The organism is Bradyrhizobium sp. SZCCT0231 (assembly GCF_018130245.1).
Classification (GTDB): domain Bacteria; phylum Pseudomonadota; class Alphaproteobacteria; order Rhizobiales; family Xanthobacteraceae; genus Bradyrhizobium; species Bradyrhizobium japonicum_F.
The window spans coordinates 111,763-136,352 of record NZ_JAFCKP010000007.1 but is presented as its reverse complement, the minus strand read 5'-3'; the positions used below and the strand labels follow the sequence as shown (position 1 = coordinate 136,352).

27 protein-coding genes and 1 riboswitch are annotated in these 24,590 nt (G+C 65.8%); of the genes, 18 read left to right on the top strand and 9 right to left on the bottom strand.

Annotated features, from left to right (window positions below; all coding sequences use genetic code 11):
- Positions 1-171: 171 nt before the first annotated feature.
- The gene (locus tag JQ566_RS18855) at positions 172-1,125 is read left to right on the top strand and encodes a ribose-phosphate pyrophosphokinase (RefSeq protein WP_212374359.1); all 954 of its coding nucleotides are present in this window, start codon (positions 172-174) and stop codon (positions 1,123-1,125) included.
- 120 nt (positions 1,126-1,245) lie between these two features.
- Here the strand turns inward: JQ566_RS18855 and JQ566_RS18850 are convergent, their stop codons facing one another.
- Positions 1,246-1,806, bottom strand: a complete 561-nt coding sequence (locus tag JQ566_RS18850; protein WP_212374358.1) for a 6,7-dimethyl-8-ribityllumazine synthase — start codon at positions 1,804-1,806, stop codon at positions 1,246-1,248.
- A gap of 77 nt (positions 1,807-1,883) precedes the next feature.
- Positions 1,884-2,042: riboswitch (FMN riboswitch) on the bottom strand.
- 429 nt (positions 2,043-2,471) lie between these two features.
- Here JQ566_RS18850 and JQ566_RS18845 point away from each other — a divergent pair.
- Together JQ566_RS18845 and proC are read left to right on the top strand one after the other, a co-directional pair.
- Positions 2,472-2,972: a type III secretion system chaperone family protein gene (locus tag JQ566_RS18845; RefSeq protein ID WP_128923607.1), complete on the top strand. Its 501-nt coding sequence runs from the start codon at positions 2,472-2,474 to the stop codon at positions 2,970-2,972.
- A gap of 138 nt (positions 2,973-3,110) precedes the next feature.
- Positions 3,111-3,986: a pyrroline-5-carboxylate reductase gene (gene proC, locus JQ566_RS18840; RefSeq protein ID WP_212374356.1), complete on the top strand. Its 876-nt coding sequence runs from the start codon at positions 3,111-3,113 to the stop codon at positions 3,984-3,986.
- 96 nt (positions 3,987-4,082) lie between these two features.
- On the opposite strand, the gene JQ566_RS18835 is transcribed toward proC, so the two are convergent.
- The 4 genes from JQ566_RS18835 to JQ566_RS18820 all read right to left on the bottom strand — a co-directional run bounded on the left by JQ566_RS18835 (position 4,083) and on the right by JQ566_RS18820 (position 7,645).
- A complete protein-coding gene (locus JQ566_RS18835) occupies positions 4,083-4,487 on the bottom strand; it encodes a thioesterase family protein (RefSeq protein WP_212374354.1) in 405 nt (134 codons plus the stop codon).
- 196 nt (positions 4,488-4,683) lie between these two features.
- Positions 4,684-4,932 (bottom strand): tautomerase family protein, encoded by a 249-nt coding sequence (locus JQ566_RS18830; RefSeq protein WP_212374352.1) that lies wholly within the window; start codon positions 4,930-4,932, stop codon positions 4,684-4,686.
- A gap of 55 nt (positions 4,933-4,987) precedes the next feature.
- The gene (gene hisS / locus JQ566_RS18825; RefSeq protein ID WP_434057828.1) at positions 4,988-6,385 is read right to left on the bottom strand and encodes a histidine--tRNA ligase; all 1,398 of its coding nucleotides are present in this window, start codon (positions 6,383-6,385) and stop codon (positions 4,988-4,990) included.
- A gap of 177 nt (positions 6,386-6,562) precedes the next feature.
- The gene (locus JQ566_RS18820; RefSeq protein WP_212374348.1) at positions 6,563-7,645 is read right to left on the bottom strand and encodes a branched-chain amino acid aminotransferase; all 1,083 of its coding nucleotides are present in this window, start codon (positions 7,643-7,645) and stop codon (positions 6,563-6,565) included.
- A 338-nt stretch (positions 7,646-7,983) separates the two neighbouring features.
- Between JQ566_RS18820 and JQ566_RS18815 the strand changes: the two genes are divergently transcribed.
- From JQ566_RS18815 to JQ566_RS18805, 3 genes are read left to right on the top strand one after another with little or no spacing between them, the layout of a single operon-like run.
- On the top strand, positions 7,984-8,526 hold the full coding sequence (locus tag JQ566_RS18815; RefSeq protein WP_212374346.1) for a MarR family winged helix-turn-helix transcriptional regulator: 543 nt from the start codon (positions 7,984-7,986) through the stop codon (positions 8,524-8,526).
- Positions 8,523-9,254, top strand: coding sequence for a response regulator (locus tag JQ566_RS18810; RefSeq protein ID WP_212374344.1), 732 nt, complete (start codon positions 8,523-8,525; stop codon positions 9,252-9,254). Before JQ566_RS18815 ends, JQ566_RS18810 begins: the two co-directional genes overlap by 4 nt.
- Positions 9,255-9,274: 20 nt before the next feature.
- Positions 9,275-10,663 (top strand): ATP-binding protein, encoded by a 1,389-nt coding sequence (locus JQ566_RS18805; RefSeq protein ID WP_212374342.1) that lies wholly within the window; start codon positions 9,275-9,277, stop codon positions 10,661-10,663.
- 114 nt (positions 10,664-10,777) lie between these two features.
- Here JQ566_RS18805 and JQ566_RS18800 read toward each other — a convergent pair whose 3' ends face one another.
- Together JQ566_RS18800 and JQ566_RS18795 are read right to left on the bottom strand one after the other, a co-directional pair.
- Positions 10,778-11,308: a DUF3617 domain-containing protein gene (locus JQ566_RS18800; RefSeq protein WP_212374340.1), complete on the bottom strand. Its 531-nt coding sequence runs from the start codon at positions 11,306-11,308 to the stop codon at positions 10,778-10,780.
- 42 nt (positions 11,309-11,350) lie between these two features.
- Entirely contained in the window at positions 11,351-11,650 is a 300-nt protein-coding gene (locus JQ566_RS18795; RefSeq protein WP_212374338.1) for a hypothetical protein, read from the bottom strand.
- 183 nt (positions 11,651-11,833) lie between these two features.
- Here JQ566_RS18795 and JQ566_RS18790 point away from each other — a divergent pair, with 183 nt between their 5' ends.
- The 4 genes from JQ566_RS18790 (at position 11,834) to JQ566_RS18775 (ending at position 14,620) form a co-directional block, all read left to right on the top strand.
- Complete coding sequence (locus JQ566_RS18790; protein ID WP_212374336.1) at positions 11,834-12,295, top strand: hypothetical protein; 462 nt, start codon at positions 11,834-11,836, stop codon at positions 12,293-12,295.
- Between the two features lie 133 nt (positions 12,296-12,428).
- Complete coding sequence (locus JQ566_RS18785; protein ID WP_212374334.1) at positions 12,429-13,121, top strand: ribonuclease T2 family protein; 693 nt, start codon at positions 12,429-12,431, stop codon at positions 13,119-13,121.
- Positions 13,122-13,291: 170 nt separating this feature from the next.
- On the top strand, positions 13,292-14,152 hold the full coding sequence (locus tag JQ566_RS18780; RefSeq protein WP_212374332.1) for a 23S rRNA (adenine(2030)-N(6))-methyltransferase RlmJ: 861 nt from the start codon (positions 13,292-13,294) through the stop codon (positions 14,150-14,152).
- 252 nt (positions 14,153-14,404) lie between these two features.
- Complete coding sequence (locus JQ566_RS18775) at positions 14,405-14,620, top strand: cold-shock protein (protein ID WP_008544396.1); 216 nt, start codon at positions 14,405-14,407, stop codon at positions 14,618-14,620.
- Positions 14,621-14,690: 70 nt separating this feature from the next.
- On the opposite strand, the gene JQ566_RS18770 is transcribed toward JQ566_RS18775, so the two are convergent.
- Entirely contained in the window at positions 14,691-15,314 is a 624-nt protein-coding gene (locus JQ566_RS18770) for an outer membrane protein (RefSeq protein ID WP_212374330.1), read from the bottom strand.
- 250 nt (positions 15,315-15,564) lie between these two features.
- Between JQ566_RS18770 and uvrC the strand changes: the two genes are divergently transcribed.
- The 7 genes from uvrC to JQ566_RS18735 all read left to right on the top strand — a co-directional run bounded on the left by uvrC (position 15,565) and on the right by JQ566_RS18735 (position 21,869).
- Positions 15,565-17,625: an excinuclease ABC subunit UvrC gene (gene uvrC / locus JQ566_RS18765; protein WP_212374328.1), complete on the top strand. Its 2,061-nt coding sequence runs from the start codon at positions 15,565-15,567 to the stop codon at positions 17,623-17,625.
- A gap of 108 nt (positions 17,626-17,733) precedes the next feature.
- Complete coding sequence (pgsA, locus tag JQ566_RS18760) at positions 17,734-18,351, top strand: CDP-diacylglycerol--glycerol-3-phosphate 3-phosphatidyltransferase (protein WP_212374326.1); 618 nt, start codon at positions 17,734-17,736, stop codon at positions 18,349-18,351.
- A complete protein-coding gene (moaD, locus tag JQ566_RS18755) occupies positions 18,348-18,599 on the top strand; it encodes a molybdopterin converting factor subunit 1 (RefSeq protein ID WP_212374324.1) in 252 nt (83 codons plus the stop codon). The genes pgsA and moaD overlap by 4 nt, the downstream gene beginning before the upstream one ends.
- Positions 18,600-18,603: 4 nt before the next feature.
- Positions 18,604-19,071, top strand: a complete 468-nt coding sequence (locus JQ566_RS18750) for a molybdenum cofactor biosynthesis protein MoaE (RefSeq protein WP_212374323.1) — start codon at positions 18,604-18,606, stop codon at positions 19,069-19,071.
- Positions 19,071-20,030, top strand: a complete 960-nt coding sequence (gene prmB / locus JQ566_RS18745) for a 50S ribosomal protein L3 N(5)-glutamine methyltransferase (RefSeq protein ID WP_212374321.1) — start codon at positions 19,071-19,073, stop codon at positions 20,028-20,030. Before JQ566_RS18750 ends, prmB begins: the two co-directional genes overlap by 1 nt.
- A 91-nt stretch (positions 20,031-20,121) precedes the next feature.
- Positions 20,122-20,739, top strand: coding sequence for a phage holin family protein (locus JQ566_RS18740; RefSeq protein ID WP_212374319.1), 618 nt, complete (start codon positions 20,122-20,124; stop codon positions 20,737-20,739).
- On the top strand, positions 20,739-21,869 hold the full coding sequence (locus JQ566_RS18735; protein WP_212374317.1) for a YihY/virulence factor BrkB family protein: 1,131 nt from the start codon (positions 20,739-20,741) through the stop codon (positions 21,867-21,869). Before JQ566_RS18740 ends, JQ566_RS18735 begins: the two co-directional genes overlap by 1 nt.
- 48 nt (positions 21,870-21,917) lie before the next feature.
- Here the strand turns inward: JQ566_RS18735 and JQ566_RS18730 are convergent, their stop codons facing one another.
- A complete protein-coding gene (locus JQ566_RS18730; RefSeq protein ID WP_212374315.1) occupies positions 21,918-22,757 on the bottom strand; it encodes a class I SAM-dependent methyltransferase in 840 nt (279 codons plus the stop codon).
- A gap of 346 nt (positions 22,758-23,103) precedes the next feature.
- Between JQ566_RS18730 and JQ566_RS18725 the strand changes: the two genes are divergently transcribed.
- Positions 23,104-24,579, top strand: a complete 1,476-nt coding sequence (locus JQ566_RS18725) for an EAL domain-containing protein (RefSeq protein ID WP_212374313.1) — start codon at positions 23,104-23,106, stop codon at positions 24,577-24,579.
- Positions 24,580-24,590: the final 11 nt, after the last annotated feature.

The following is a 24,590-nucleotide window of genomic DNA, read 5'->3' as shown; positions in this document are numbered from 1 at the left end:
GTTGCGGCCAAGCCGTTGGCCCGACTCAGGATTTTCGAAGGGAAAACGTAGCATCCCGGGTTGCCATTGCAGCCCCCCGCCTGATATTTCCTCGCCCGTCGTAACCGTGCTGCCAGTGGGTATTTTCTGATGTTGAACGTCGTATCCAGCAAAGCGCGGGAGGAAGCGTCCATGTCGGCCAAAAACGGCTCCATCAAGCTCGTCGCCGGCAACTCCAATCCGGCCCTCGCCCAGGCCATCGCGCAGGGCCTCGACCTGCCGCTGACCAAGGCGGTGGTGCGGCGCTTCGCCGACATGGAGATCTTCGTCGAGATCCAGGAGAACGTCCGCGGCTCGGATGCCTTCATCATCCAGTCGACCTCGTTCCCCGCCAACGACCACCTGATGGAGCTCTTGATCATCACCGACGCGCTGCGCCGCTCCTCGGCGCGCCGCATCACCGCGGTGCTGCCCTATTTCGGCTACGCAAGGCAGGACCGCAAATCGGGATCGCGCACGCCGATCTCGGCCAAGCTCGTCGCCAACCTGATCACGCAGGCCGGCGTCGACCGCGTCATGACGCTCGACCTGCATGCCGGCCAGATCCAGGGCTTCTTCGACATCCCGACCGACAATCTCTACGCGGCGCCGCTGATGGTGCGCGACATCAAGGAGAGGTTCGACCTCTCCAAGGTGATGGTGATCTCGCCCGACGTCGGCGGCGTGGCGCGCGCGCGCGGCCTCGCCAAGCGCATCAACACCCCGCTCGCCATCGTCGACAAGCGCCGTGAGCGCCCGGGCGAGTCCGAGGTCATGAACGTGATCGGCGACGTCGCCGGCTACACCTGTATCCTGGTCGACGACATCGTCGATTCCGGCGGCACGCTGGTCAACGCGGCCGACGCGCTGATCGCCAAGGGCGCCAAGGACGTCTACGCCTACATCACCCACGGCGTGCTGTCCGGCGGCGCGGCTGCGCGCATCTCCGGCTCGAAGCTGAAGGAGCTGGTGATCACCGACTCGATCCTGCCGACCGATGCGGTGACCAAGGCGCCGAACATCCGCACCCTGCCGATCGCCAGCCTGATCTCCGACGCGATCGCGCGCACGGCCGCGGAAGAGTCGGTGTCGAGCCTGTTCGACTGATCATCAGCTGTCATTCCGGGGCGCCTCGGAGAGGCGAACCCGGAATCCATCTTTCAGCAATCCGTGTAGATAAATGGATTCCGGGCTCGTGCTACGCACGCCCCGGAATGACCATCTGCCCTACCCCACGATCCCCGCCGCGACCTGGCCGCGCAGGCGCTCCAGGCCGTGCAACGTCTCCGCACAGGCTGCCGCGACCTCCACGCCCTTGATCGCGAAATGCTTGCGGAAGAAGTCGTAGTGCACCTCGGTCTCGTGGAATTGCTGCGGCGTCAGCACGGCCGAGAACACCGGCACCTCGGTACGGAGCTGCACGTCCATCAGCGCCTTGATCACGGTGTCGGCGACGAATTCGTGGCGGTAGATGCCGCCGTCGACGACGAGACCGGCGGCGACGATCGCGGTGTAGCGCCGCGTCTTGGCGAGGACCTGGGCGTGCAGCGGGATCTCGAACGAGCCCGGCACCTCGAACACGTCGACATGGGTGAGGTGCCGCGCCTCCGCCTCCTTCAGGAAGGCGATGCGGGCCTCCGCGACCACGTCGCGGTGCCAGCAGGCCTGCACGAAGGCCACCCGCTGCGGCTTTGCGAAGCGCGGATGCTCCGTCACCGGGTCCTGTGGAACCGGCGGTTGGGTGGGCAGGGAGGTTTCGGTTTGGGGATCTTGCAACATCTGATTCATGGCTTTCCTCGGTTTAAGGACCAGAATCAGGGCACACGGAACGACAAACAGCCGCACCTTGCGATGCGTCTGCCACCGACCGTTCTCTTTCATCCGGACTTTGACCGTCGGCTTCGGAGTCGCACCGAATCTGCTGACCCTTCCCTTCGGGATAACCCTCACGGAAGGCGCTCGCGGGCTTAGACCTTTCGGCCCTTACCGCCGGTGGGGACTTTCACCCCGCCCTGAGAACATCGGCCGCTCGGGATGAACGGCCTAACAGGAAATATGCCGCCGGCGCGCCATCGCGGCAAGCGCGTTCCGCATGGGCAAAGCGCATGGTCCCATGCTGCTGCGGCGGTCCGGGCCTCGTGGGACGGAATTAGCGATGGGCGCGGGCCGCTCGAATCCGATTCCGGTTTGTTCTCTTCCGTCCGGATCGGGACCTCGACGTTAAGAATTGTGGCGGAGATGAGCTGTGGACGAACGAGTCCTGGCTTGTGGACGGACTCGGGACCCCGTTGCGCAGATTCCGCAAATCACATCACTTGATCCGCGAAAGGCCCGCGCTGATCCGAGGGGATCGCGAAAGCGACTCCAGGGATCGCGGTAGCGTCTAGGGAGCGCGCGCCGGGCCCAACCGCGTGCGTATCAAGGACAACAAGAAGGCAAGAGGTCGAGACGGCATGTCCCTGCTCGAAGGCACTATCGATTCCAGAAGCCATCCGCTCGCGGTGGTCGAGGATATCGCTGCCAGCAACAACTGGCCGTTCGAACGCTCCGGCGAAGACGAACTCACGATTGTCTCGAAGGGACAATGGACCGACTACCAGCTCTCCTTCACCTGGATGGGCGAGATCGAGGCGCTGCATCTGGCCTGCGCGTTCGACATGAAGATTCCGCTCGCGCGCCGCGGCGAGGTGCAGCGGCTCGTCGCTGCCGTGAACGAGCAGCTGTGGGTCGGTCATTTCGATCTGTGGACCAACACCGGCATGGTGATGCACCGCCAGGCCCTGGTGCTGCCGGGCGGGCTCACCGCCTCGACCGCGCAATGCGAGGCCATGCTCGCCGGCGCCATCCATGCCTGCGAGCGCTATTTCCCCGCGTTCCAGTTCGTGGTGTGGGCCGGCAAGACCACCGCGCAGGCCATGGACGCGGCGATGTTCGACACGGTGGGCGAGGCTTAGGGTCGCGCCTTCCTCTCCACTGTCGTCCTGGACAAGCGCGCCTCAAGCGCGCGCAGATCCGGGACCCATACCGCGTGATTCCGCCGTATCGCACGATGCTTGTTGCTCTGCTCTCCATCCATTAGAACCGCCTGTGTTATGGGTCCCCGCTTTCGCGGGGACGACACCTTTGCTTGGGTGATCACAGTGGCAACCAACAACCCTCTCCGAGACATCACCGGCACCATCCTGCTCGCCGGCGCCGGCAAGATGGGCGGCGCAATGCTGACCGGATGGCTGGCCGGCGGGCTCGATCCGCGCCGCGTCGCGGTGGTCGACCCGTTCATCTCGCCCGAGATCTCCGCGCTGGCCGCCCAGGGCGTCGCGCTCAATCCTGATGTGAAGACCGCCGGCGCTGTCGAGACGCTGGTCGTGGCGGTGAAGCCGCAGATGTTCCGCGAGGCCGGCGCCAGGCTGAAACCGTTCGTCTCGGACCAGACCTCTGTGGTCTCGATCATGGCGGGCACGACGATCGCCTCGCTCCAGGAGGTCTGCGGCGGCGCCGTGGTGCGCACAATGCCGAACACGCCGGCCGCGATCGGCCGCGGCATCACCGTCGCCGTTGCGGCGAACAACGTCAGCCCCGCGCAGCGCGCGGTGGCCGATGCGTTGCTGCGCGCCACCGGCTCGGTGGAATGGGTCGAGGACGAAGGTCTGATGGACGCGGTGACCGCCGTCTCCGGCTCAGGGCCAGCCTACGTGTTCCTGCTCGCCGAGGAGCTGGCACGGGCCGGCGTCGAGGCGGGCTTGCCCGAGGCGCTGGCGACCAAGCTCGCCCGCGAGACCGTCGCCGGCTCCGGCGAGCTGCTGCACCGGTCGGAGCTGCCCTCCAGCACGCTGCGCCAGAACGTCACCTCGCCCGGCGGCACCACGGCCGCAGCGCTCGGCGTGCTGATGGGCGAGCCGGGGTTGCGCGATCTCATGATCCGCGCGATCGCGGCGGCGACGAAGCGATCAAGGGAGCTCGCGAAGTAAACAGGTGCCGTAGGGTGGGCAAAGCGAAGCGTGCCCACCAACTTCATCGCGGCTCAGGAGCGATGGTGGGCACGGCGCTCCGCGCCTTTGCCCACCCTACGGCGTCGTGCCTGCGCCCAGCCGCTTGTTGAACATCTCGACATTGACGAGCCCGCGCGCGTGGCGGCCTTCGCCGAGCTTGCGCGTGCCCTCGAATGCCTCGACCTCGAAGCGGATGACGCGGCGTTCGACTGCGACCACCCTTGCGGTGGTGCGCACGGTTGCGCCGACGCGCGCGGCGGCAAGATGGCGGATGTCGACCTCGGTGCCGACCGTGACCCAGCCCGGCTGAAGCGCGGCGCGGATCGCATCGCCCGATGTCATCTCCATTTCCAGGATCATCATCGGCGTCGCATAGACAAAAGGCATGCCGGGCACGAAATGCCCGACCGTGCGCTCCACCGGCACCACCAGCGTGCGCTCGGCACTCATGCCGACCTTGATGAAGTCGCGTGCGTCCATGGACCCTCACACGGTGTCGTCCCGGACAAGCGCGCCTCGAGCGCGCGCCGATCCGGGACCCATAACCACAGGACGTCGTGATTGCGGGGACTCGGAGTTACCGCTTCGCCAGATAACCACTCCCTGGGGTTATGGGTCCCGGATCTGCGCTGACGCTTGTCCGGGACGACAGCGGAAAATGCCGCGCCAGCCGAAGCTATTTCTTCGCGGCCGCCGCGCGCTCCACGAACGTCTTGCCGCCCTTCATCTTGTGGCGGAGCGGGGCTTCGTTGATCTGGATGACGACGGCATCGGCGTCGACGCCGAGATTCTTCACCAGCGCCTGGGTGATGTCGCGCATCATGCCGGCCTTCTGCTCGTCGGTACGGCCTTCGGCCATGCTGATGGTGATCTCAGGCATTCTTCTCTCCCTTGCGGCCGAACACCGGCCATTGACGGTCGCCATCAAACAAGACGTGGATGCCCGGGACAAGCCCGGGCATGACGCGGCCTGCGAATAGCTAGCCCCAGCTCACGTCATGGCGCGCGAGAACTTCACGCACCTTGGCGATGAGATCGGCCTCGCTGCACGAGAACTGCGCCGGCCGGCTCTCGCGCCATTCCTGGTTGGAGGCGATCGCGGCCGCCGCCTTGGCGCCCTCGATCAGATCCTTGACCTGCACTTCGCCGCGCGCCTTTTCGTCCGAGCCCTGGATGATGACGCAGGGTGAGTTGCGGCGGTCGGCATATTTGAGCTGGTTGCCCATGTTCTTGGGATTGCCGAGATAGAGTTCGGCGCGGATGCCGGCGCTGCGCAAGCTCGCGACCATCTTCTGGTAGTCGGCGACGCGGTCGCGGTCGAACACGGTGACGACGACGGGGCCGAATTCGGGGCGCGTATCCAGCTTGCCGAGCAGCGTCAGCGCGGCTTGCAAGCGCGACACGCCGATCGAGAAACCGGTCGCCGGCACCGGCTCGCCGCGGAAGCGCGAGACCAGGCCGTCGTAACGCCCGCCGCCACCGACCGAGCCGAAGCGCACCGGGCGGCCCTTCTCGTCCTTGGTGTCGAGCAGCAGTTCGACCTCGTAGACGGGGCCGGTGTAGTATTCGAGGCCGCGGACGACAGTTGGGTCGATGCGCACCCGGCCTTCGTAGCCACCGGCTGTCACGAGATCCGCAATTGCCTCGAGTTCAGCAATTCCCTCATTACCGATAGCAGTGTCTGATAGCCTCTTCAGCTTGGCGATAACCTCAGCGTTCGTTCCCTCTTGCGGGCACGTGGAGTTAAGCACTCGCTCAGCAGCCTCGGAGGACAGACCTGCCCCCTTGGTGAAGTCGCCGCTCTCGTCCTTGCGACCGTCTCCCAGCAGAGCGCGAACTCCATCCGCACCCAGCCGATCGAACTTGTCGATCGCTCGGAGGACAACCAGCTTGCGACTGAAATCGTCGCGCAGGCCAATCGACTCCAGCACACCGTCGAGAACTTTTCGGTTATTTACCTTCACCACATACTGGCCGCGCGCAATCCCGAGCGCCTCCATCGTATCCGCGGCCATCATGCAGATCTCGGCATCCGCCGCCGGCGTCGCCGAGCCGACCGTATCGGCATCGAACTGCATGAACTGGCGGAAGCGGCCGGGGCCGGGCTTTTCGTTGCGGAACACGTAGCCGGCGCGGTAGCTGCGATAGGGCTTGGGCAGCGTGTCGAAGTTTTCGGCGACGTAGCGGGCGAGCGGCGCGGTCAGATCGTAGCGCAGGCTGATCCACTGCTCGTCGTCGTCCTGGAACGAGAACACGCCCTCGTTCGGGCGATCCTGGTCGGGCAGGAATTTTCCGAGCGCGTCGGTGTATTCCATCGCCGGCGTCTCCACCGGCTCGAAGCCGTAGAGCTCGTAGACGGCGCGGATCTTCTCGACCATCTCGCGCGTCGCCCGGATCGCGGCGGGATCGCGGTCCTCGAGCCCGCGCGGCAGGCGCGCCTTCAGTTTCTGGGGTTTTTTGGGTTTCTCGGCCATGCGCGGCGTTTACCAGCCGCGGCGCGGGGCGGCAACCGGGGTGTTCTTCGCCTCGCCCCGCTTGCGGGGAGAGGGAGACAATCAAAACACCTTGCGGATCCAGTTGTGCGGATCGTTGGTGCGGCCGTACTGGATGTCGACGAGCTGCTTGCGCAGGCCCATGGCGACGGGGCCGGCGGCGCCGCCCGAGATCTCGAAATCGCCGCTCACCGAGCGCACCTTGCCGATCGGCGAGATCACGGCGGCGGTGCCGCAAGCAAACGCTTCCTTCAGCCTGCCCGAGGCCGCATCCTTGCGCCACTGCTCGAGCGAATACGGCTCCTCGCGCACGGTCTTGCCGGCATCGCGGGCGAGCGTGATGATGGAGTCGCGGGTGATGCCGGGCAGGATGGTGCCGAGCGGCGGCGTCGAGAGCGAGCCGTCGTCGAACACGAAGAACACGTTCATGCCGCCGAGCTCCTCGATGTAGCGGCGCTCGACCGCATCGAGGAAGACGACCTGATCGCAGCCGTGCTGGATCGCTTCGGCCTGGGCGCGCAGGCTCGCGGCATAATTGCCGCCGCACTTGACGGCGCCGGTGCCGCCGATCGCGGCGCGGGTATAGTTCTCGGACACCCAGATCGACACCGGCGCAGGCCCGCCCTTGAAGTAGGAGCCGACAGGCGAGGCGATCACCGCAAAAATGTATTCGGACGACGGCTTGACGCCGAGGAAGGTCTCGCTCGCGATCATGAAGGGCCGCAAATAGAGGCTGCCCTCGCCGCCCGGCATCCAGGCGCGGTCGATGCGCACGACCTGCTCGACCGCCTCGATGAAGACGTCCTCGGGCAGCTGGGCCATTGCCATGCGATCCGCCGAGTCCCTGAAGCGCCGCGCATTGGCATCGGGACGGAACAGGTTCACGCCGCCATCGTCGCGCTTGTAGGCCTTCAGGCCCTCGAAGATTTCCTGGGCGTAGTGCAGGACCGCGCCGGCCGGATCGAGCTGGAAGTTGGCGCGCGCCTCGATCTTCGCCTCGTACCAGCCGCCCTTGGCCTGGCTGTAGCGGACCACCGCCATGTGGTCGGTGAAGACCCGCCCGAAGCCGGGGTCCACCAGCTTGGCGATACGATCCTTTTCGGACGTCGGATTGGATGCGGGTTGGATGTCGAATTTCATGCTCATGTCCTTGCCTCCCGCTGCCGGTGGCGGCGCTGTTTCTCGCGCCCGCCGGCCCGTTCGGGCCCGGCTGGCTTGATTGGGTTTTTGGCCGGACCGCCGCCAGCCTTGTTACGGCCGGTTTCCGTGGCCAGCATGTCTCCGAGGACATGCTTTTGCGGAAGACGGAAGTCCAGTATGTTTTGCCGAAATGCCGCTCGACAATCGCACGGTAGATCTGCTTCGGCCGTCGCCGCCTGTCCGGCTCTCTCCGGCCGCCCTGCTACGATGCCACCCGGCGCGAAACGATCTAAAATTTCGTGCGGGTTGACCGTTTTGTAACATTGAACCCAAGATACGTCAATATGCCTGACATAAATTTCGCAGCCTCTCCTCCTGACGTCGCCGAAGCTCGGCCCGCCGCGTCGGACGGAGGCAATTTGCGCTGGGATATCATCGAGCTGCTGTTCTTCGCCTATCGCGACTTCGTCGGCGATCCCGACCAGGAGCTGGAGGCGTTCGGCTTCGGCCGCGCCCATCACCGCGTCATGCACTTCGTCTACCGCTATCCCGGGCTGAAGGTCGCCGACCTGCTCGACGTCCTGCGCATCACAAAACAGTCGCTCGGCCGGGTGCTCAAGCAGCTCCTGGACGAGGGCTATATCGTGCAGAAGACCGGCGACAATGATCGCCGCCAGCGCCTGCTCTACGCCACACCGAAGGGCGAGGCACTGGTGCAGAAGCTCGCCGGGCTCCAGACCACACGGATCACCAAGGCGCTCGCGGAGATGGCTCCGCAGGACGCCGAGACCGTGAAGCGCTTCCTGCGCGCGATGATCGACCGCGACGATCCGGACAAGGTGCTCGAGACCATCTTCGCTTCCGTCAACCACGACGCCAAGGAGTGACCGTGCCGCTCGCAGCCACGCTCGCCCGCCCGCCGGTGCAACCGGCCGACGATGCCCCGCATCTGCTGCTGGTCGACGACGACCGCCGCATCCGCGATCTGCTCTCGCGCTTTCTCGCCAGTGAAGGCTACCGCGTCACCACCGCGGCGAGCGCCAGCGATGCACGCTCGAAACTACTGGGCCTGCATTTCGATCTCCTGATCCTCGACGTGATGATGCCCGGCGAGACCGGCTTCGACCTTGCCCGCTTCATCCGCACCTCATCCTCGGTGCCGATCGTGATGTTGACGGCGCGGCACGAGGCGGAGGCCCGCATCGAGGGCCTCCAGATCGGCGCCGACGATTACGTCGCAAAACCGTTCGAGCCGCGTGAGCTTGCGTTGCGCATCAACAACATCCTCAAGCGCGCCGCGCCGCCGCAGCAGGCCACGACCGTCGAGAAGATCGCGTTCGGTCCCTACGTCTACCATCTCGATCGCGGCGAATTGCGCCAGGGCGAGGAGGTGATCCACCTCACCGATCGCGAGCGCGAGATGCTGCGGATCCTGTCGGAGACACCGGGCGAGACCGTGCCGCGCAGTGCGCTGACCGGCAATGGCAGCGTCAACGAGCGCGCCGTCGACGTGCAGATCAACCGCCTCCGGCGCAAGATCGAGACTGATCCCGCCAATCCGCTGTTCCTCCAGGCGGTGCGCGGCATCGGCTACCGCCTGGTGGCCTCGCCTTGAACCGTAGTGAAGCGCGCTAGATGAGCACGATCGATACCGGCCTGACGCTTCTGAAGAGCGCCGCCGGCCGCGTCTCCGCCGTCAATGGCTGGATGGGCAACGCGTTCAAGGGCTGGATGCCGACCGGCCTCTACGCCCGCGCGCTCCTCATCATGATCGTGCCGATGGTGATCCTGCAATCGGTCGTCGCTTTCGTGTTCATGGAGCGGCACTGGAACACGGTGACGCGCCGCCTGTCGGCCGCGGTGGTGCAGGACATCGCCGCGTTGATCGACGTCTACAAGGGTTATCCGCAAGACAAGGACCGCGACCAGATCCGCCGCATCGCGCAGCAGCGCCTCGGCCTCGTCGTCGATTTCCTGCCCGCCGGCGACATGCCGCCGCCGGGGCCAAAACCGTTCTTCTCGCTGCTCGACCAGACGCTGTCGGTGCAGCTCGGGCGCCAGATCGGACGCTCGTTCTGGATCGACACCGTCGGCCGCTCCAACCTCGTCGAGATCCGCATCCAGCTCGATGATGCCGTGATGCGCGTGTTCGCGCAGCGCAGCGCCGCCTATGCCTCGAACTCGGAGATTTTCCTGTTCTGGATGGTCGGCACGTCCTCGATCCTGTTGATCGTCGCGGTGCTATTCCTGCGCAACCAGATCAAGCCGATCCTGCGCCTTGCCGATGCCGCCGAAAGCTTCGGCAAGGGCCGCGAGGCGCCGAACTTCCGCCCCAGGGGCGCGCGCGAGGTGCGGCGCGCGGCGGTCGCCTTCCTCGAGATGAAGTCGCGCATCGAGCGCACGATGGAGCAGCGCACCGCGATGCTCGCCGGCGTCAGTCATGATCTCCGCACCATCCTGACCCGCTTCAAGCTCGAGCTGGCGCTGATCGGCGACAGCCCCGAGCTCGAGGGCATGCGCAAGGACGTCGACGAGATGTCGATGATGCTGGAGGATTATCTCGCGTTTGCCCGCGGCGATTCCGGCGAGCAGTCGCAGCCGACCGACATGGCGCAGGCGCTCGAGGAGCTGCGCAGCGACGCCGAGCGCCATGGTCATACCGCGACCGTGGCGTTCCACGGCCTGCCCGTGGTCACCGTGAAGCCGGCCTCGTTCAAGCGCTGCCTCGCCAACCTCGTCACCAACGCGGCGCGCTACGGCAAGGCCATCGCCATCACCGGCCAGCGCGATCACCGTTATCTCACCGTCACGATCGACGACGACGGTCCGGGCATTCCCGCTCACTTGCGCGAAGAAGTGTTCAAGCCGTTCCTGCGGCTGGACAACGCCCGCAACCAGGACGAAGGCGGCACCGGCCTTGGCCTCGCCATCGCCCGCGACATCGCCCGCTCGCACGGCGGCGACATCACGCTGGGTGACAGCCCGATGGGTGGATTGCGGGCGAGCGTGCGGATACCGGTGTAGGCGATGGCGTAGCCCGGATGGAGCGTAGCGTAATCCGGGACCGGCCTCTCGTGACGCGCGAACCCCGGATTTCGCTTCGCTCCATCCGGGCTACGGTCTCACGACCAACTCACCCTACTTCGGCAGCAGCGCCTTCAGCTTGTCCATGTCGCGCATGTTCATCTTGAAGCCGCCGGGCATGACGATGTCGCCGGGCTTCTGGTCTGGCTTGCAGGCTCCGAGCCACTTGGCTTGCAGCGTCGTGGTGTTATCGCGCCCCGCCGCGCCGGCGACGCCGCCTTGCGCATGCGAGGTCGTCTTCATCGTGTAGGCCGAATTGAAATCGCCAGTGATCTCGGCATGCGAGGTCGTGCTGACGCCGGCGACGCTGCACTCGGAATCGCTGACATAGCCGGTCGCGGTCTTCTTGATCTCCTGCTTGGCGCAGATCTGCTTGGCCATCGGGGAGACGTTGTTGCTCATCTCCTTGTCGACGGTCTCGTCGGTGCAGTGCTGCATGGTCATCTCGGGCACGGGCGAGCCCGATGTGACCAGCTTCATTTCCCAGAGCCCGGCCTTGCGCACCGGCAGCTCGTCGGCGCCGGCGCTGCCTGCCGACAACGCGAGGCAAAGCGTCGAGCCGAGCAAAGCGAGTTTGCGCGTCATGAGAAGGCTCCCGGCTGAGAGTTGCGGCGTTACGACAACGCCTCAGTACAGCGTGCGGATCGGCCGATCGGCGGCGCCATAGGGCACCCAGCGGCAGGAGAACGAGATGTATCCGCCCTCATAGGCCTGCACGCCCAGGAATTTCACGACCTTGCCGTAGCGCGCGCAATGATCGACCGCGGCCTGCCGCGCATCGACCTGGGTCGCCATCGAATAGGCGATGATGCCACCGGTGTCGTTGCCTTTGAATGGCGGCACATAGTCGGCGCGCGCCGGCTGGCTCGCCATCAGACCCGAGACAACCAGGCCGGCAAGAAGGCCCGCGGCCGCAATGATTCGCATTCCCGTCACTCCAATTGGTTGGCGCCAGTTTACGGCGCCGGGACGGAAGTGAAAAGAACCGAGGCCTGCCGGCTGCGACGTTCTGGTCAAGTCCTGGCGAAGTGTTGCCGCGCTGCACTTGACCTGCCCCGGCCTTCGCGGCACCGTCCGACCTTCGCAAGACCTTAGCTGTCCGGATTGATCATGCGCGCCCCCTCCCCGAAACCGCTTCGCTTTGTCGCCGTGCTCGGCCTCATGTTCGGGGCACTGTCGCTCGGGGAGGCCAAAGCCGCCAATCCGCTGGAGCTGAACTTCTGGCTGAGCGGGCCGCGCTATGACGGCGCTGTCGCCGATTGCGACAGGGCGCTGCCGACGATCGCCACCCAGTTCTGGGAGAAGGAGAGCTCGTTCTGGAATTCCTCGTTGAAGATCACGGGCTTCTCGGCCGTTCGCGAGGTCGCTTTCCGGCCCTGGCAGTCCGACAACATCCCGCGCCGCTATTGCACCGGCGATGCCATGCTCACTGACGGCAAGGTGCGCAAGGTGCATTTCTCGATCATCGAGGATGGCGGCTTTTCCAGCTACGGCGATGGCGTCGAATGGTGCGTGGTCGGGCTCGATCGCAACTGGGCCTACAACCCGGCCTGCCGCGCCGCCAAGCCTTGACTCGAAAGCCCTGATTCGAAAGCCCTGATTCGGCCCGATCAAGCGGCCGAACGACCGGCGCCCGAAATTTGTTCTTGAAATGTTCTCATCCCCTGCTAGGCTCGCTTGCACAGTCTAGTTGAGGGGCGTCGCCATGTTTCATTCCAGATTGCGCTGGTTCTCCCGTCTCGTGATCTCGCTCACCCTTGCCGCCGGGCTGGCGTCGCTCGCCGGCGGCGCCAAGGCGCAGGACAAGCGGCAGAACGCGCCGGGCGAATTCGATTTCTATGTGCTGTCGCTGTCATGGTCGCCCTCGTTCTGCGAGGAGGCAGCCGAGCGCGGCGGCCGGTCGCAGATGCAATGCGGCGGACGGCCCTACGCCTTCGTGGTGCATGGGCTGTGGCCGCAATATGAGAACGGTTTTCCGGAATACTGCCAGCGGCCGGCACCGCGGCTGAATCGCAGCATCGTCTCCTCGATGCTCGACCTGATGCCGGCGCCGGGCCTGATCTTCAACGAATGGGACAAGCACGGCACCTGCTCCGGGCTCGAAGGCCGCAGCTATTTCGAGACGATCCGCAAGGCGCGCGCCGCGATCAAGATCCCGGCCGAATATCTCGATCTGTCGCAGGCCAAGACCGTGGCACCGGCGGAGGTCGAGGAGGCCTTCATCAAGGCCAATCCCGGTCTCGGCAGTGCCGCCATCTCGGTGACCTGCAACCGGACACGGCTCTCGGAGGTCCGCATCTGCCTCAGCAAGGACCTGCAATTCCGCGCCTGCGACGAGATCGAGCGCCGCACCTGCCGCCGCGACCAGGTGACGATGCCGCCGATCAGGGGCGGGTAGAGTTCGTCATTCCGGGGCGCGCGGAAGCGCGAACTATGATGCGCAATTGCGCATCTGAGAATCCATCTCGCCACATACACTGCTGACAGATGGATTCCGGGTTCGGTGCTGACGCACCGCCCCGGAATGACGGGAGTTACTTTCATCGCGCGATGTCGTAACTCTCCGTCATGAACTACCGCCACGCCTTCCACGCCGGCAGCTTCGCCGATGTCATCAAGCACATCGTGCTGGCGCGCATCCTCACCTACTTGCAGGACAAGCCGGCGGCGTTCCGCGTCATCGACACCCATGCCGGCGCCGGGCTCTACGATCTCGACAGCGACGAGGCGCGCCGCGGCGGCGAATGGCTGACCGGCATTGCGCGGCTGCTGCAGGCGCGCCTGTCGAACGAGACCGCGGCGCTGACCAAGCCCTATCTCGACATCGTCCGCGCCTTCAATCCGAAGGGCGAGCTCAGGGCTTATCCGGGCTCGCCGCTGATCGCGCGCGGCCTGCTCAGGCCCCAGGACCGCCTCGTCGCCTGCGAGCTCGAGCCGAAGGCGCGGAAAACGCTGATCGACGTGCTGCGCCGCGACGAGCAGGCCCGCGTAGTCGATCTCGACGGCTGGGTTGCACTGCCGGCCTTCGTGCCGCCGAAGGAGCGGCGCGGCCTCGTGCTGATCGACCCGCCCTTCGAGGCCAAGGACGAGTTCGTGCGGCTGGGCGAAGCCTTCTCGGCGGCCTTCGCGAAATGGCCGACCGGTATCTATGTCATTTGGTATCCGGCCAAGAACCGGCGGGCCACCGACACGCTGGCCCAAACGGTGGCGCGGCTCGCAGCCGCAGCAAAGCCGCCGGGGAAATGCCTGCGCCTCGAATTCAGCGTCGCGCCGCAAGCCGACAGCGCCGCCCTCACCTCCACCGGGCTCCTGATCGTCAATCCGCCCTATACGCTGCACGGCGAGCTCAAGACCATCCTGCCCGAGCTGGAAATACCGCTCGGCCAGGGCGGGGCTGCCAGATTCCGATTGGAGGTGCCGAGACCGTAACACTCCGGCATTCTTGGGAAAAATATGCAGGACCGGTAGTCAATCTGCAAAGAACCGTATTATGCTGTTTGGGTGACTGGCTTTACGTTCCGCTTCCGTGAATGGTTGCGGCGGAGTGAAGGCCCTAAGAAAGATCCCGCCGGACCGACGAGGTCCGTCGAAGGATGGCCAGCTCCCGGGCTCCGTGAGGCCCGGTCATGTCGTGACGTGAGTCTGCGTCGCGGCGGAGGAGCAATGAGGGGGAGTTTCCCGATGGCCATGACGGGAACGGTCAAGTTCTTCAACGGCGAGCGCGGCTACGGCTTCATCAAGCCTGATGACGGCGGTCGCGATGTCTTCGTTCACATCACTGCTGTGGAGCGGGCGGGACTGAAGGACCTTGCCGAAGGACAGCGTATCACTTTCGAAGTCGAACCGGACAAGAAGGGGAAGGGACCGAAGGCGGTCAATTTGGTGATCCTCTCCTAGCGAGCCTTGAGCAAAAAAATCCCGGCCGCGAGCGGCCGGGAGGCTGGTCCGGTATTTTCTTCTTTGGATGTCAGAAGTGATAGTTCACGCCTGCGCGGACAACGCTGGCGCTATAGCCGTTTGACACGCCCGTAATTGCGAACTGGCTCGTCGACAGATCGATGTAGAGATATTCGAGCTTGGCGCTCCAGTTCGGCGCGAGGCCCACTTCCGCGCCGGCACCGATGGTCCAGCCCGCGGTGGTGTGCGACTCGGTCCAGCCGAAGGTCTGCCCACGCAGCTCGCCGAAGGCGAGGCCGGCGGTGCCGTAGAACAGCACATTGCTGAACGTATAGCCGGCGCGGCCGCGCAGGGTGCCGAACCACGGATTGGAGAATTTCCACGGCGCGAAGGTGTCGTCGGCGCCGCTGGCCTGGATGTCGCCCTCGACACCGAACACCCACGGGCCGTTCTGGAAATTGTAGCCGGCTTGCACACCGCCCACGAAGCCCGACGGCTTCGTGGGGTTGTTGTCGACCGAGCCCCATTCATAGCCGATGTTGCCGCCGAGATAGGGACCTGCCCAGCTATAGGCATTGAGCGGCTGGTTGACGGTATAGGGCGCACGCTGCCCGTAATTGAGATCGGCGGCCTCTGCCGAAGCTGTCCAGCCGGCTGCAACCAACGCGGCTGCGCCCACAACGAGCCTCTTCATCACTCACTCCAACGCAACTGTCGCAACCCGTGCGATGCCCGCGCCGCCGCGCGAGCAAGAACCGCAGGGTTACGGAACCAAGAACCTTTCGCGTCAGATTTATCGAGAGTTTTAAGTTAAAGGGCTGTTAAGTCGGGTTACCGCCCGCTTAACAGACTTAAGGAAGCGTTACCCGGGAACTGGCCGCCATCCTGTGCGTGCCGCATGGCCGGAACTTCAAATCGGTCCCCCCAGCACCTAAATTCGCCCCATGGTTCACGATTCCTCGGACAATCCGGACGACCGCGCGCGCAAGTCGCCGCGGGCTATTGCGAGCGACGCGCCGCCCGAGCGGCTGCCAGCGCCGGACGTCGATCCCGCCGCAGCAGGCGGCGACGACGAGGACGATGCGCTGCTGCCGGATATCCTGGAAGAGAGCGGCGCGATCGGCGAAGGCCCGCTGGCGAGCGGTCACGAGGCGATCGAGCGCGCGGTTCGGCTCGCACCCACCTCGCCCGGCGTCTATCGCATGCTCAATGCGAACGCCGACGTTCTCTATGTCGGCAAGGCCAAGAACGTCAAAAAGCGCCTGTCCAGCTATGCGCGCCAGAGTGCCCCGCTGCCGGCCCGCATCCTGCGCATGATCGCCGCCACGGTCACCGTGGAGATCGTCTCGACCAACACCGAGACCGAGGCGCTGCTGCTGGAGGCCAACCTCATCAAGCAGCTGCGGCCGCGCTTCAACGTGCAGCTGCGCGACGACAAGTCGTTTCCCTACATCCTGATCACCGGCGACCATTGGGCGCCGCAGATCCTCAAGCATCGCGGGGCCCAGACGCGGCCCGGGCGCTATTTCGGCCCGTTCGCCTCCGCCGGCGCGGTCAACCGCACCATCACGGCGTTGCAGCGCGCGTTCCTGATCCGCTCCTGCACCGATTCGTTCTTCGAGAGCCGCACCCGGCCCTGCCTGCTCTATCAGATCCGCCGCTGTGCCGGCCCCTGTACCCGCGAGATCGATTTTCCGGGCTATACGACACTGGTGCGCGAAGCGACCGACTTCCTGTCGGGCAAGAGCCATGCGGTGAAGCAGGAGCTCGCTGGCGAGATGGAGAAGGCGGCCAATGAGCTCGAATTCGAGCGCGCCGCACTCTACCGCGACCGCCTCGCCGCACTGTCGGCGATCCAGTCGCAGCAGGGCATCAATCCGCGCACGGTGGAGGAAGCCGACGTGTTCGCCATCCACCAGGAGGGCGGCTTCTCCTGCGTCGAGGTGTTCTTCTTCCGCACCGGCCAGAACTGGGGCAACCGCGCCTATTTCCCACGCGCGGAAAAGACCTTTACGCCGGAAGAAGTGCTCGGCTCGTTCCTCGCCCAGTTCTACGACGACAAGCCGCCGCCGAAGAACATCCTGCTCTCGCACGAGATCGAGGAGAGCGAGCTGCTTGCGAACGCGCTGTCGATCAAGGCCGGCCACAAGGTCGAAGTCGCCGCGCCCAAGCGCGGCGAGAAGAAGGAGCTCGTCACCCACGCGCTGACCAATGCGCGCGAGGCGCTCGGCCGCAAGCTCGCGGACACCGCAACGCAGAGCCGCCTGCTCGAGGCCATGGCCACGACGCTGAACCTGCCGCACCCGCCCAAGCGCATCGAGGTCTACGACAACAGCCACATCCAGGGCACCAATGCGGTCGGCGCCATGATCGTCGCCGGCACCGACGGCTTCGTGAAGAACCAGTACCGCAAGTTCAACATCAAGTCGGAAGGGATCACGCCCGGCGACGACTTCGCCATGATGCGCGAGGTGCTGGAGCGCCGCTTCAAGCGCCTGATCAATCCGCCCGAGGACGCCGGCACCAAGGCCAAGGACGACGATTTCCCGCAATGGCCCGATCTCGTCATCATCGACGGCGGTCGCGGCCAGCTCAACGCGGTGCGCGAGATCTTTGCAAATCTCGGCCTGACCCAGGTGTCGCTGATGTCGGTCGCCAAGGGACCGGACCGGGATGCCGGCCGCGAGACCCTGTTCATGCCGGAACGCGAGGCCATCAAGCTGGAGCCGCGCGATCCCGTGCTCTATTTCATCCAGCGCCTGCGCGACGAGGCCCACCGCTTCGTCATCGGCTCGCACCGCAAGCTGCGCAAGAAGGACATCCGCGAGGCCGGCTTGCAGGAGATTCCGGGGATCGGTCCGTCACGCAAACGTGCCTTGCTGCACCATTTCGGAACCCTGAAGGAGATCGAACGGGCCTCGATTGCCGATCTCGGCAAGGTTCCGGGGGTCAGCGCCGAGAGCGCGCGCAGGATTTTCGAATATTTCCATCCCCAGCCGGGGTGAACTACAAGGGGACCCAAGGGGAGCCATGGTCATAAGGTCGTCGCATCCCGCATCGCATTTGGGAGCGGGACGGTTGACCTTCAGGCTTGAGCGGTATTGGTAGGACGGATGAACATCGCCACGACACGAGGGACGACCAGCCGCGCGATGTCCCTCCCCAACATCCTGACCTATGGCCGGATCGCCGCGATCCCGGTCGTGGTCGGATGCATCTATGCGCAATCGATTCTGGATCAGCCGCTCTGGCTGCGCTGGGTCGCGGTCGCCATTTTCATTGCGGCTGCGGTCACCGACTACCTCGACGGCTATTACGCGCGGATATGGAATCAGCAATCGGCATTCGGCCGGATGCTCGACCCGATCGCCGACAAGCTGCTGGTCGCCTCCTGCCTGCTGATGCTCGCCGCGGACGGCATCATCCACGGCTGGTCGCTGTGGGCCGCCATCGTGATCCTGTGCCGCGAGATCCTGGTCTCGGGCCTGCGCGAGTACCTCGCCGCGCTGCGCGTCAGCGTGCCCGTGACCAAGCTCGCCAAATGGAAGACCACGGTCCAGCTCGTCGCCATCGGTTTCCTGCTCGCAGGTCCCGCCGGCGATGAGGTGGTGCCGGTCGTCTCGATGATCGGACTGGCGCTGCTGTGGGCTTCGGCGATCCTCACCATGTACACCGGCTACGACTATTTCCGCGCCGGCATCCATCACCTCATCAAGGAGGACGAGGGATGAAGGTGAAGTATTTCGCCTGGGTGCGCGAGCGCGTCGGCAAGGCCGAAGAGACGATCGAGCCGCCCGCGAGCGTGCGCACCGTCGAGGAGCTGATCGCCTGGCTCTCCGGCCAGAGCGAGGCCTATGCGTATGCATTCGAGAAGCCGAAGGTGATCCGCGCCGCGATCGACCACGCCCACGTCAAATCAGACGCCGCGATCGCGGGCGCCCGCGAGATCGCGTTCTTCCCGCCGATGACCGGCGGCTAGGCTCATGACCTGCCCCGTCACCATCCGCATCCAGGAAGACGATTTCGACATCGCGCGCGAGATCGCGCTCCTGACCGAGAGCCGGACCGACATCGGCGCGGTCGTGAGCTTTTCCGGCATCTGCCGCGCCGACGACGACAGCGCCAAGATCGCTGCGCTCACGCTCGAGCATTATCCCGGCATGGCCGAGGAAGAGATCAGGCGTCACACCGACGAGGCCATTTCGCGCTGGCCGCTCAACGGCGTCACGGTGATCCACCGCGTCGGCCGCTTCATGCCCGGCCAGAACATCGTACTGGTGCTCACCGCCTCGCAGCACCGCCAGGCAGCGTTCCAGGCGGCCGAGTTCCTGATGGACTACCTCAAGACCAGTGCGCCGTTCTGGAAGAAGGAAGAGGGCGCCACCGGCACCGGCTGGGTCGAGGCCCACGCCCGTGACGACGAAGCCGCCGCGCGCTGGAAGAAATCCTGATGGCAAAAGTTGCGAAAAAGACCGCGCGCGGCCGCGCCGCGCCGAAGCTTGCGAAGGTGGGGCCCGGCGAGCTTCGCACGCTGCTCGACTTCGTCCGCTATGCCGTGAGCCGCTTCGTCGAAGCCAGGCTCGCCTTTGCCCACGGCACCACCGACCCGGTCGCGGAAGCCGCCTTCCTGGTCTGCGAGGCGCTGCATCTCAATCCCGAACAGTTCGAGATCTTTGCCAACGCGCGCGTCACCGCCGCAGAAGGCAAGGCCATCCTCGACCTGATTCATCAGCGTGTCACGACGCGCAAACCGGCCGCCTATCTCGTCAACAAGATCTATATGCGCGGCCTGCCCTTCTATGTCGACGAGCGCGTCATCATTCCGCGCTCCTTCATCGGCGAGCTCCTGGATTCGCATTTCGGCGGCGACGGCGAGGCCGGCTCGCTGATCGACGATCCCGCCGCCGTCGCGCGCGTGCTCGATCTCTGCACGGGGTCGGGATGCCTCGCGATCCTCGCCGCGCATCATTTCCCGAACGCCACCGTCGACGCCGTCGACATCTCCAAGGGGGCACTTGAAGTCGCCGCCCGCAATGTCGGCGACTACGGGCTCACGGACCGGATCAGCCTCTATCGCGGCGACCTGTTCGCCCCGCTCGGCGACAACAGATACGACCTGATCATCACCAATCCGCCCTACGTCGATGCCGAAGGCATGGCGGCGCTGCCGCCGGAGTGCCGGGCCGAGCCGAAGCTCGCGTTCGACGGCGGCGCCGACGGTCTCGACGTGGTGCGCCGCATCCTGCGCGATGCGCCCGATCACCTGACGCCGGACGGCGGGCTGATCTGCGAGATCGGCCGCGGCCGCGAGCTGATCGACGAGGCCTTTCCGGAATTGCCGCTGCTCTGGCTCGACACCGAAGATTCCGAGGGCGAGGTGTTCTGGATCGCAGCCGCCGATCTCGGCTGAGCCTCTGCGACGCGCGCTTCCCCGGAACAAGTCAAATACCGCCACGTTCATCCCCCGACGGACTTTTTTGTCGCTCTCGGAGGATGTCCGCATGCTCGCGCCATCGGGCGAATTGCTGCGCGCCGGCGTGGCGCTCAAGCTCAATCACGTCAAACGCGCTGCTCAATCCTATCTGCGTGACCAGACCAGCCAGGCAACCGGCAAGGTGACAGCTTACGCCGTGGCCGGCGGGCTGTTCGCGGTCGCGGGCCTGTTCGTCGTCGCAGCATTTTTCGTCGGGCTGATCGCCCTGTACCGCTGGCTCGCCATCACCTACGGGCAATTCTGGGGTCTTGGCGCCGTCGGCGCCGTGCTGTTGGTGTTGGCTGCGGTCTGTGCCGGGGTGGCGATGGCGCAGATGAGGCGCAAGCCCAAGCCGATCGTGCCGCTTGCGAGCCGTCTGCGCGTGGCGGTCGCGACGCCGCGGATCCCGCGCGGAACGGTCAAGCAGGCGGTGAAGGAGGTAGCGACGACGATTCCCCTCGCACCGCTCGGGCCGGGTGAACGCGGTCATGACAGCAAAGCTTATGGCAGCAAGGCTTATGGCAGCACGGCTTGGCCGGCCCGTGCCAACCGCCCCGTGCAACTTGGCCTGATGCTCGCCGCCGTCGGCCTGGTCGGGCTGACGGCCGCCCGCCGGCGGCGCCACAGGCACAGTCAGGAGGCGTGATGCTGGCGCGGCGCTCCGAACCGATCGACTCCTGGCTGCTGGTGGCGGCGACAGCCGTCTTCGTGCTGACGGCGGAGCGCTACTTTCAGGACACGGGCCTGATCCGGTCGGGGCCTCCGCAACACCACCGCAAGGGCGAAGCGAATTCACCGGAAACGCACCCGGCCGGTGCGGCGATGCAGCCCGGCCGGGGCCGTCGGGCGAAAACTCCGATCGAGATCCCCTGGTCGGGCTGGAAGGATATTTTCTGGCGGACCTATCAGCGCATCGGCGAGGATCGCCTGCTCGCGACGGCGGGCGGCGTCGTCTTCTTCGGCCTGCTCGCGCTCTTCCCCGCAGTCACCGCGCTCGTCTCCTCTTATGCCCTGTTCGCCGATCCCGCGACGATCAGCGCCAACCTCCAGACGCTTGCGACCATGCTGCCTGAAGGCTCGTTCCAGATCGTCGAAGACCAGGTCGCGCGCGTGGTGTCGAACGGCAATACGACACTCGGTGTCACCTTCCTGCTCGGCCTGCTGCTTGCGATCTGGAGCGCCAATGCCGGTGTCAAGGCGATCTTCGACGCCCTCAACGTCGCCTATGAGGAACGCGAGAAGCGCAGCTTCATCCGGCTGAACATGGTCTCGCTGGCCTTCACCGTCGGCGGCATCGTGGCGCTGCTGTTGATGGTGGGGGCCGTCGTCGCCTTCCCGCTTGCGCTCAACCATCTCGGCATGGCGCCCGAAAGCAAGCTGATCGTCGCGCTCGCACGATGGCCGCTGCTGTTTCTCATCCTGCTCGTCGCACTCGCCATCCTCTACCGCTTCGCGCCCAGCCGTGACGCGCCGCGCTGGCAATGGCTCAGCCTCGGAGCCGTGACGGCCGCGATCCTCTGGATCGCCGGTTCGGCCCTGCTGTCCTGGTACCTCTCGGAATTCGCCAACTACAATGCGACCTACGGCTCTCTGGGCGCTGCGATCGGCCTGATGACGTGGATGTGGATGTCGGCGATCGTCATCATGTTCGGCGCCGAGCTGAATTCGGAGATCGAGCGGCAGACACTGCTCGACACCACCACCGGGCGGCCGAAGCCGCTCGGCAGCCGCGATGCCGTCTCGGCCGACACGGTCGGCGCCACCGCGCCATTTTGATCGGTGGCGGTCAGGCCCGAGGCCGGCCTGACCGCATCTCAGGCGCTGTCAGCGCTTGGTGATCACGGCTTCCAGATATTCGCTGTGCACCACGATCGTGCCGTCGTCGGCGTGGTTGAACTCCCCGAGCAGCGCCAGGAGATCGCGCGTCAGCGCGGCCTGGCCGCTCTCGCCGAGCGCGGCGAACGCCTTGAGCGTAGGCCCGTAGAAGGTCTTGAAGATGTCGAGCCAATGGTCGGGCGAGCGATAGCGGAACACGAACATGCGCGGCTCGGCGGCGATCTCGGACGCCTGGCTTGCGAACATCTCTTCCAACCGCGCCGCCGTGCCCCACAGCGCCGGTGACTTCACCCCCGCCGGCGGCGGCAGATGCTTGCCGATGGTCTTGAACAGCTGGCCGATGAAACCTTGCGGCGTCCAGTTGGCGAGGCCGATCGTGCCGCCGGATTTGCAGACCCGCGCGAGCTCGGAGGCGGCCTTGTCCTGGTCCGGCGTGAACATCACACCGAAGGTCGAGAGCACGACGTCGTAGCTGGCGTCGGCAAACGGCAGCGCTTCGGCATCCGCCTCGCGGAACTCGACCATGAGATGTTCGGCCGCCGCGCGCTCGCGCCCACGCTTGAGCAGCGCCGGCACGTAATCGGTGGATGTGACGTCACACCAGCGCCGCGCCGCCGCCAGCGTCGCATTGCCGTTGCCGGCGGCAACGTCGAGCACCTTGCTGCCGGCGCGTAAGTCGATGGCCTCACAGAGCTGCTCGCCGACGATCTGCAGGGTGGTGCCGACCACGGCATAGTCGCCCGACGACCAGGCGCCGTGCTGGCGCTGCTTGACGGCGGCAAGATCAGGTTGGGTTGCGGCTGGCTTGAGCGCGGCGGATGTCGACATGGCAATCTCCTGCGGTTGAAAACGCCGGGACGATAAGGCGCATGCGGCTCGCTGGCCTTGAGAGCGGCGTGATTTTACGCTGAGAGCGCCTTGATTTCCGCACGGGAGCCGGGGAGGAGGTGTGTGACGTTTCAGTTCGAGGAGTTCCTGCCCGTCCCTGACCGCGACCGCTGCCTCGAAGGCTTTCGCCGCGCGGACCTGAGAGGCTCCGGGACAGTCACTATCCCCTCGAATCAACAATGATGTTAGGCTCATGCATGCTTGGGGGAGCATGAGGCATGACGGGTTCGGACACGGCCCGTGTTTTCCCGGGTGAGACAGTCAGCTCTTGAGGCGAACGCGCGGCATGATTCGCATTTCGACCATCTTCATCGCCATCTGCATGGTCCTGGTCGCGGCCTCGCTCGGGCTCGTGCTCTATTCGGTCGCCGGCATCAGCGGAACGGAATCGGCGATCGTGGCGCTGACCGCGCTGACCTTCCTGATCCTCTACAACGCGGTGTCGATGCGGCTGCGCGACCGCAGCGACGTCGGCGGCCAGATCGCCGACCTGTCGCGGGGCACCGCCGACCTCGCCCGCCAGGTCGCCGAGTTCGGCCGCCGGCTTGCCGCGATCGAAGGCCGCATCGCCTCGTCCAATTCGGCCAATTCCGACCGCGTCCAGTCGGTGATCGGCGAGATCAACGAGCTGGGCGGATTGGTCAGGCAGCTCGCCACCACCGTATCGGCCCATGAGGATCTGCTGGCCGGCAACGCGCCGGCGCCAGCTCCCGCCCCGGTCACGGGGCCCGAGCCGGAGGCGTCGATCGATCTGGCTGCCCCCTTCGAGGAGAAGCCGGTTGCACCTCCTCCGCTTCCCGTACCGCCGCCACGGCCGGCGCCGGCGGTTCAGGCCCAAGCCGCCAGCCCGGTCCAGACCGGCAATGGACGCAACCAGACCCAGTTGCTGGCGACGCTGCGCAACGCAATCGACGAGAACCGCATCGACATCTTCCTGCAGCCGATGGTGACGCTGCCGCAGCGCAAGGTGCGGTTCTACGAGGCGGTGACGCGCCTGCGTGACGAGCGCGACCAGCTGATCGCCGCCGAGGAGTTCATCAGCATCGCGGAGGCCTCCGGGCTGATCGGACGCATCGACAACATGGTGATGCTGCGCTGCGTGCAGGTGCTGCGGCGCCTGATGGTGCGCAACAAGGACGTCGGCGTGTTCTGCAACGTCGCGGCCTCCACGCTCGGCAATTCTACCACCTTCGCGCAATGTCTCGACTTCCTCGAAGCCAACCGCGCGCTGGCGCCCTCGCTGGTGCTGGAGTTCAAGCAATCGACGTTCCGCAATCTCGGCCCGGCAGAGACCGAGAACCTCGCGGCGCTCGCCCAGCGCGGCTTCCGCTTCTCGATCGACCATGTCACGGATCTGCGCATCGAGCCGCGCGAGCTGGCCGATCGCGGGGTACGCTTCATCAAGGTGCCGGCCACGCTGCTGCTCGACCCCAGGCAGGCCTCGACCTCCGACATCCATCCGTCCGACCTTTCGGACCTGCTCGGCCGCTTCGGCATCGACCTGATCGCCGAGCGGATCGAGGGCGAGCGCGCCGTGGTCGATCTGCTCGACTACGACGTGCGGTTCGGCCAGGGGTTCCTGTTCGCGCCGCCCCGGCCATTGCGGCCGGAGGGGGCATCTGCTACCGCCGGGGCCCCGCCGAACCAGGCGAAAGACATTCAGGGACCTCATGGCTCCGGCACACCAAGCTCAGGCGCGACGTCCTCTGCGCCTCCGCCACAACGTATCACCGGCAACGCGGCGCTCGCGCGCCGCATCTGATCGGCCGCGCG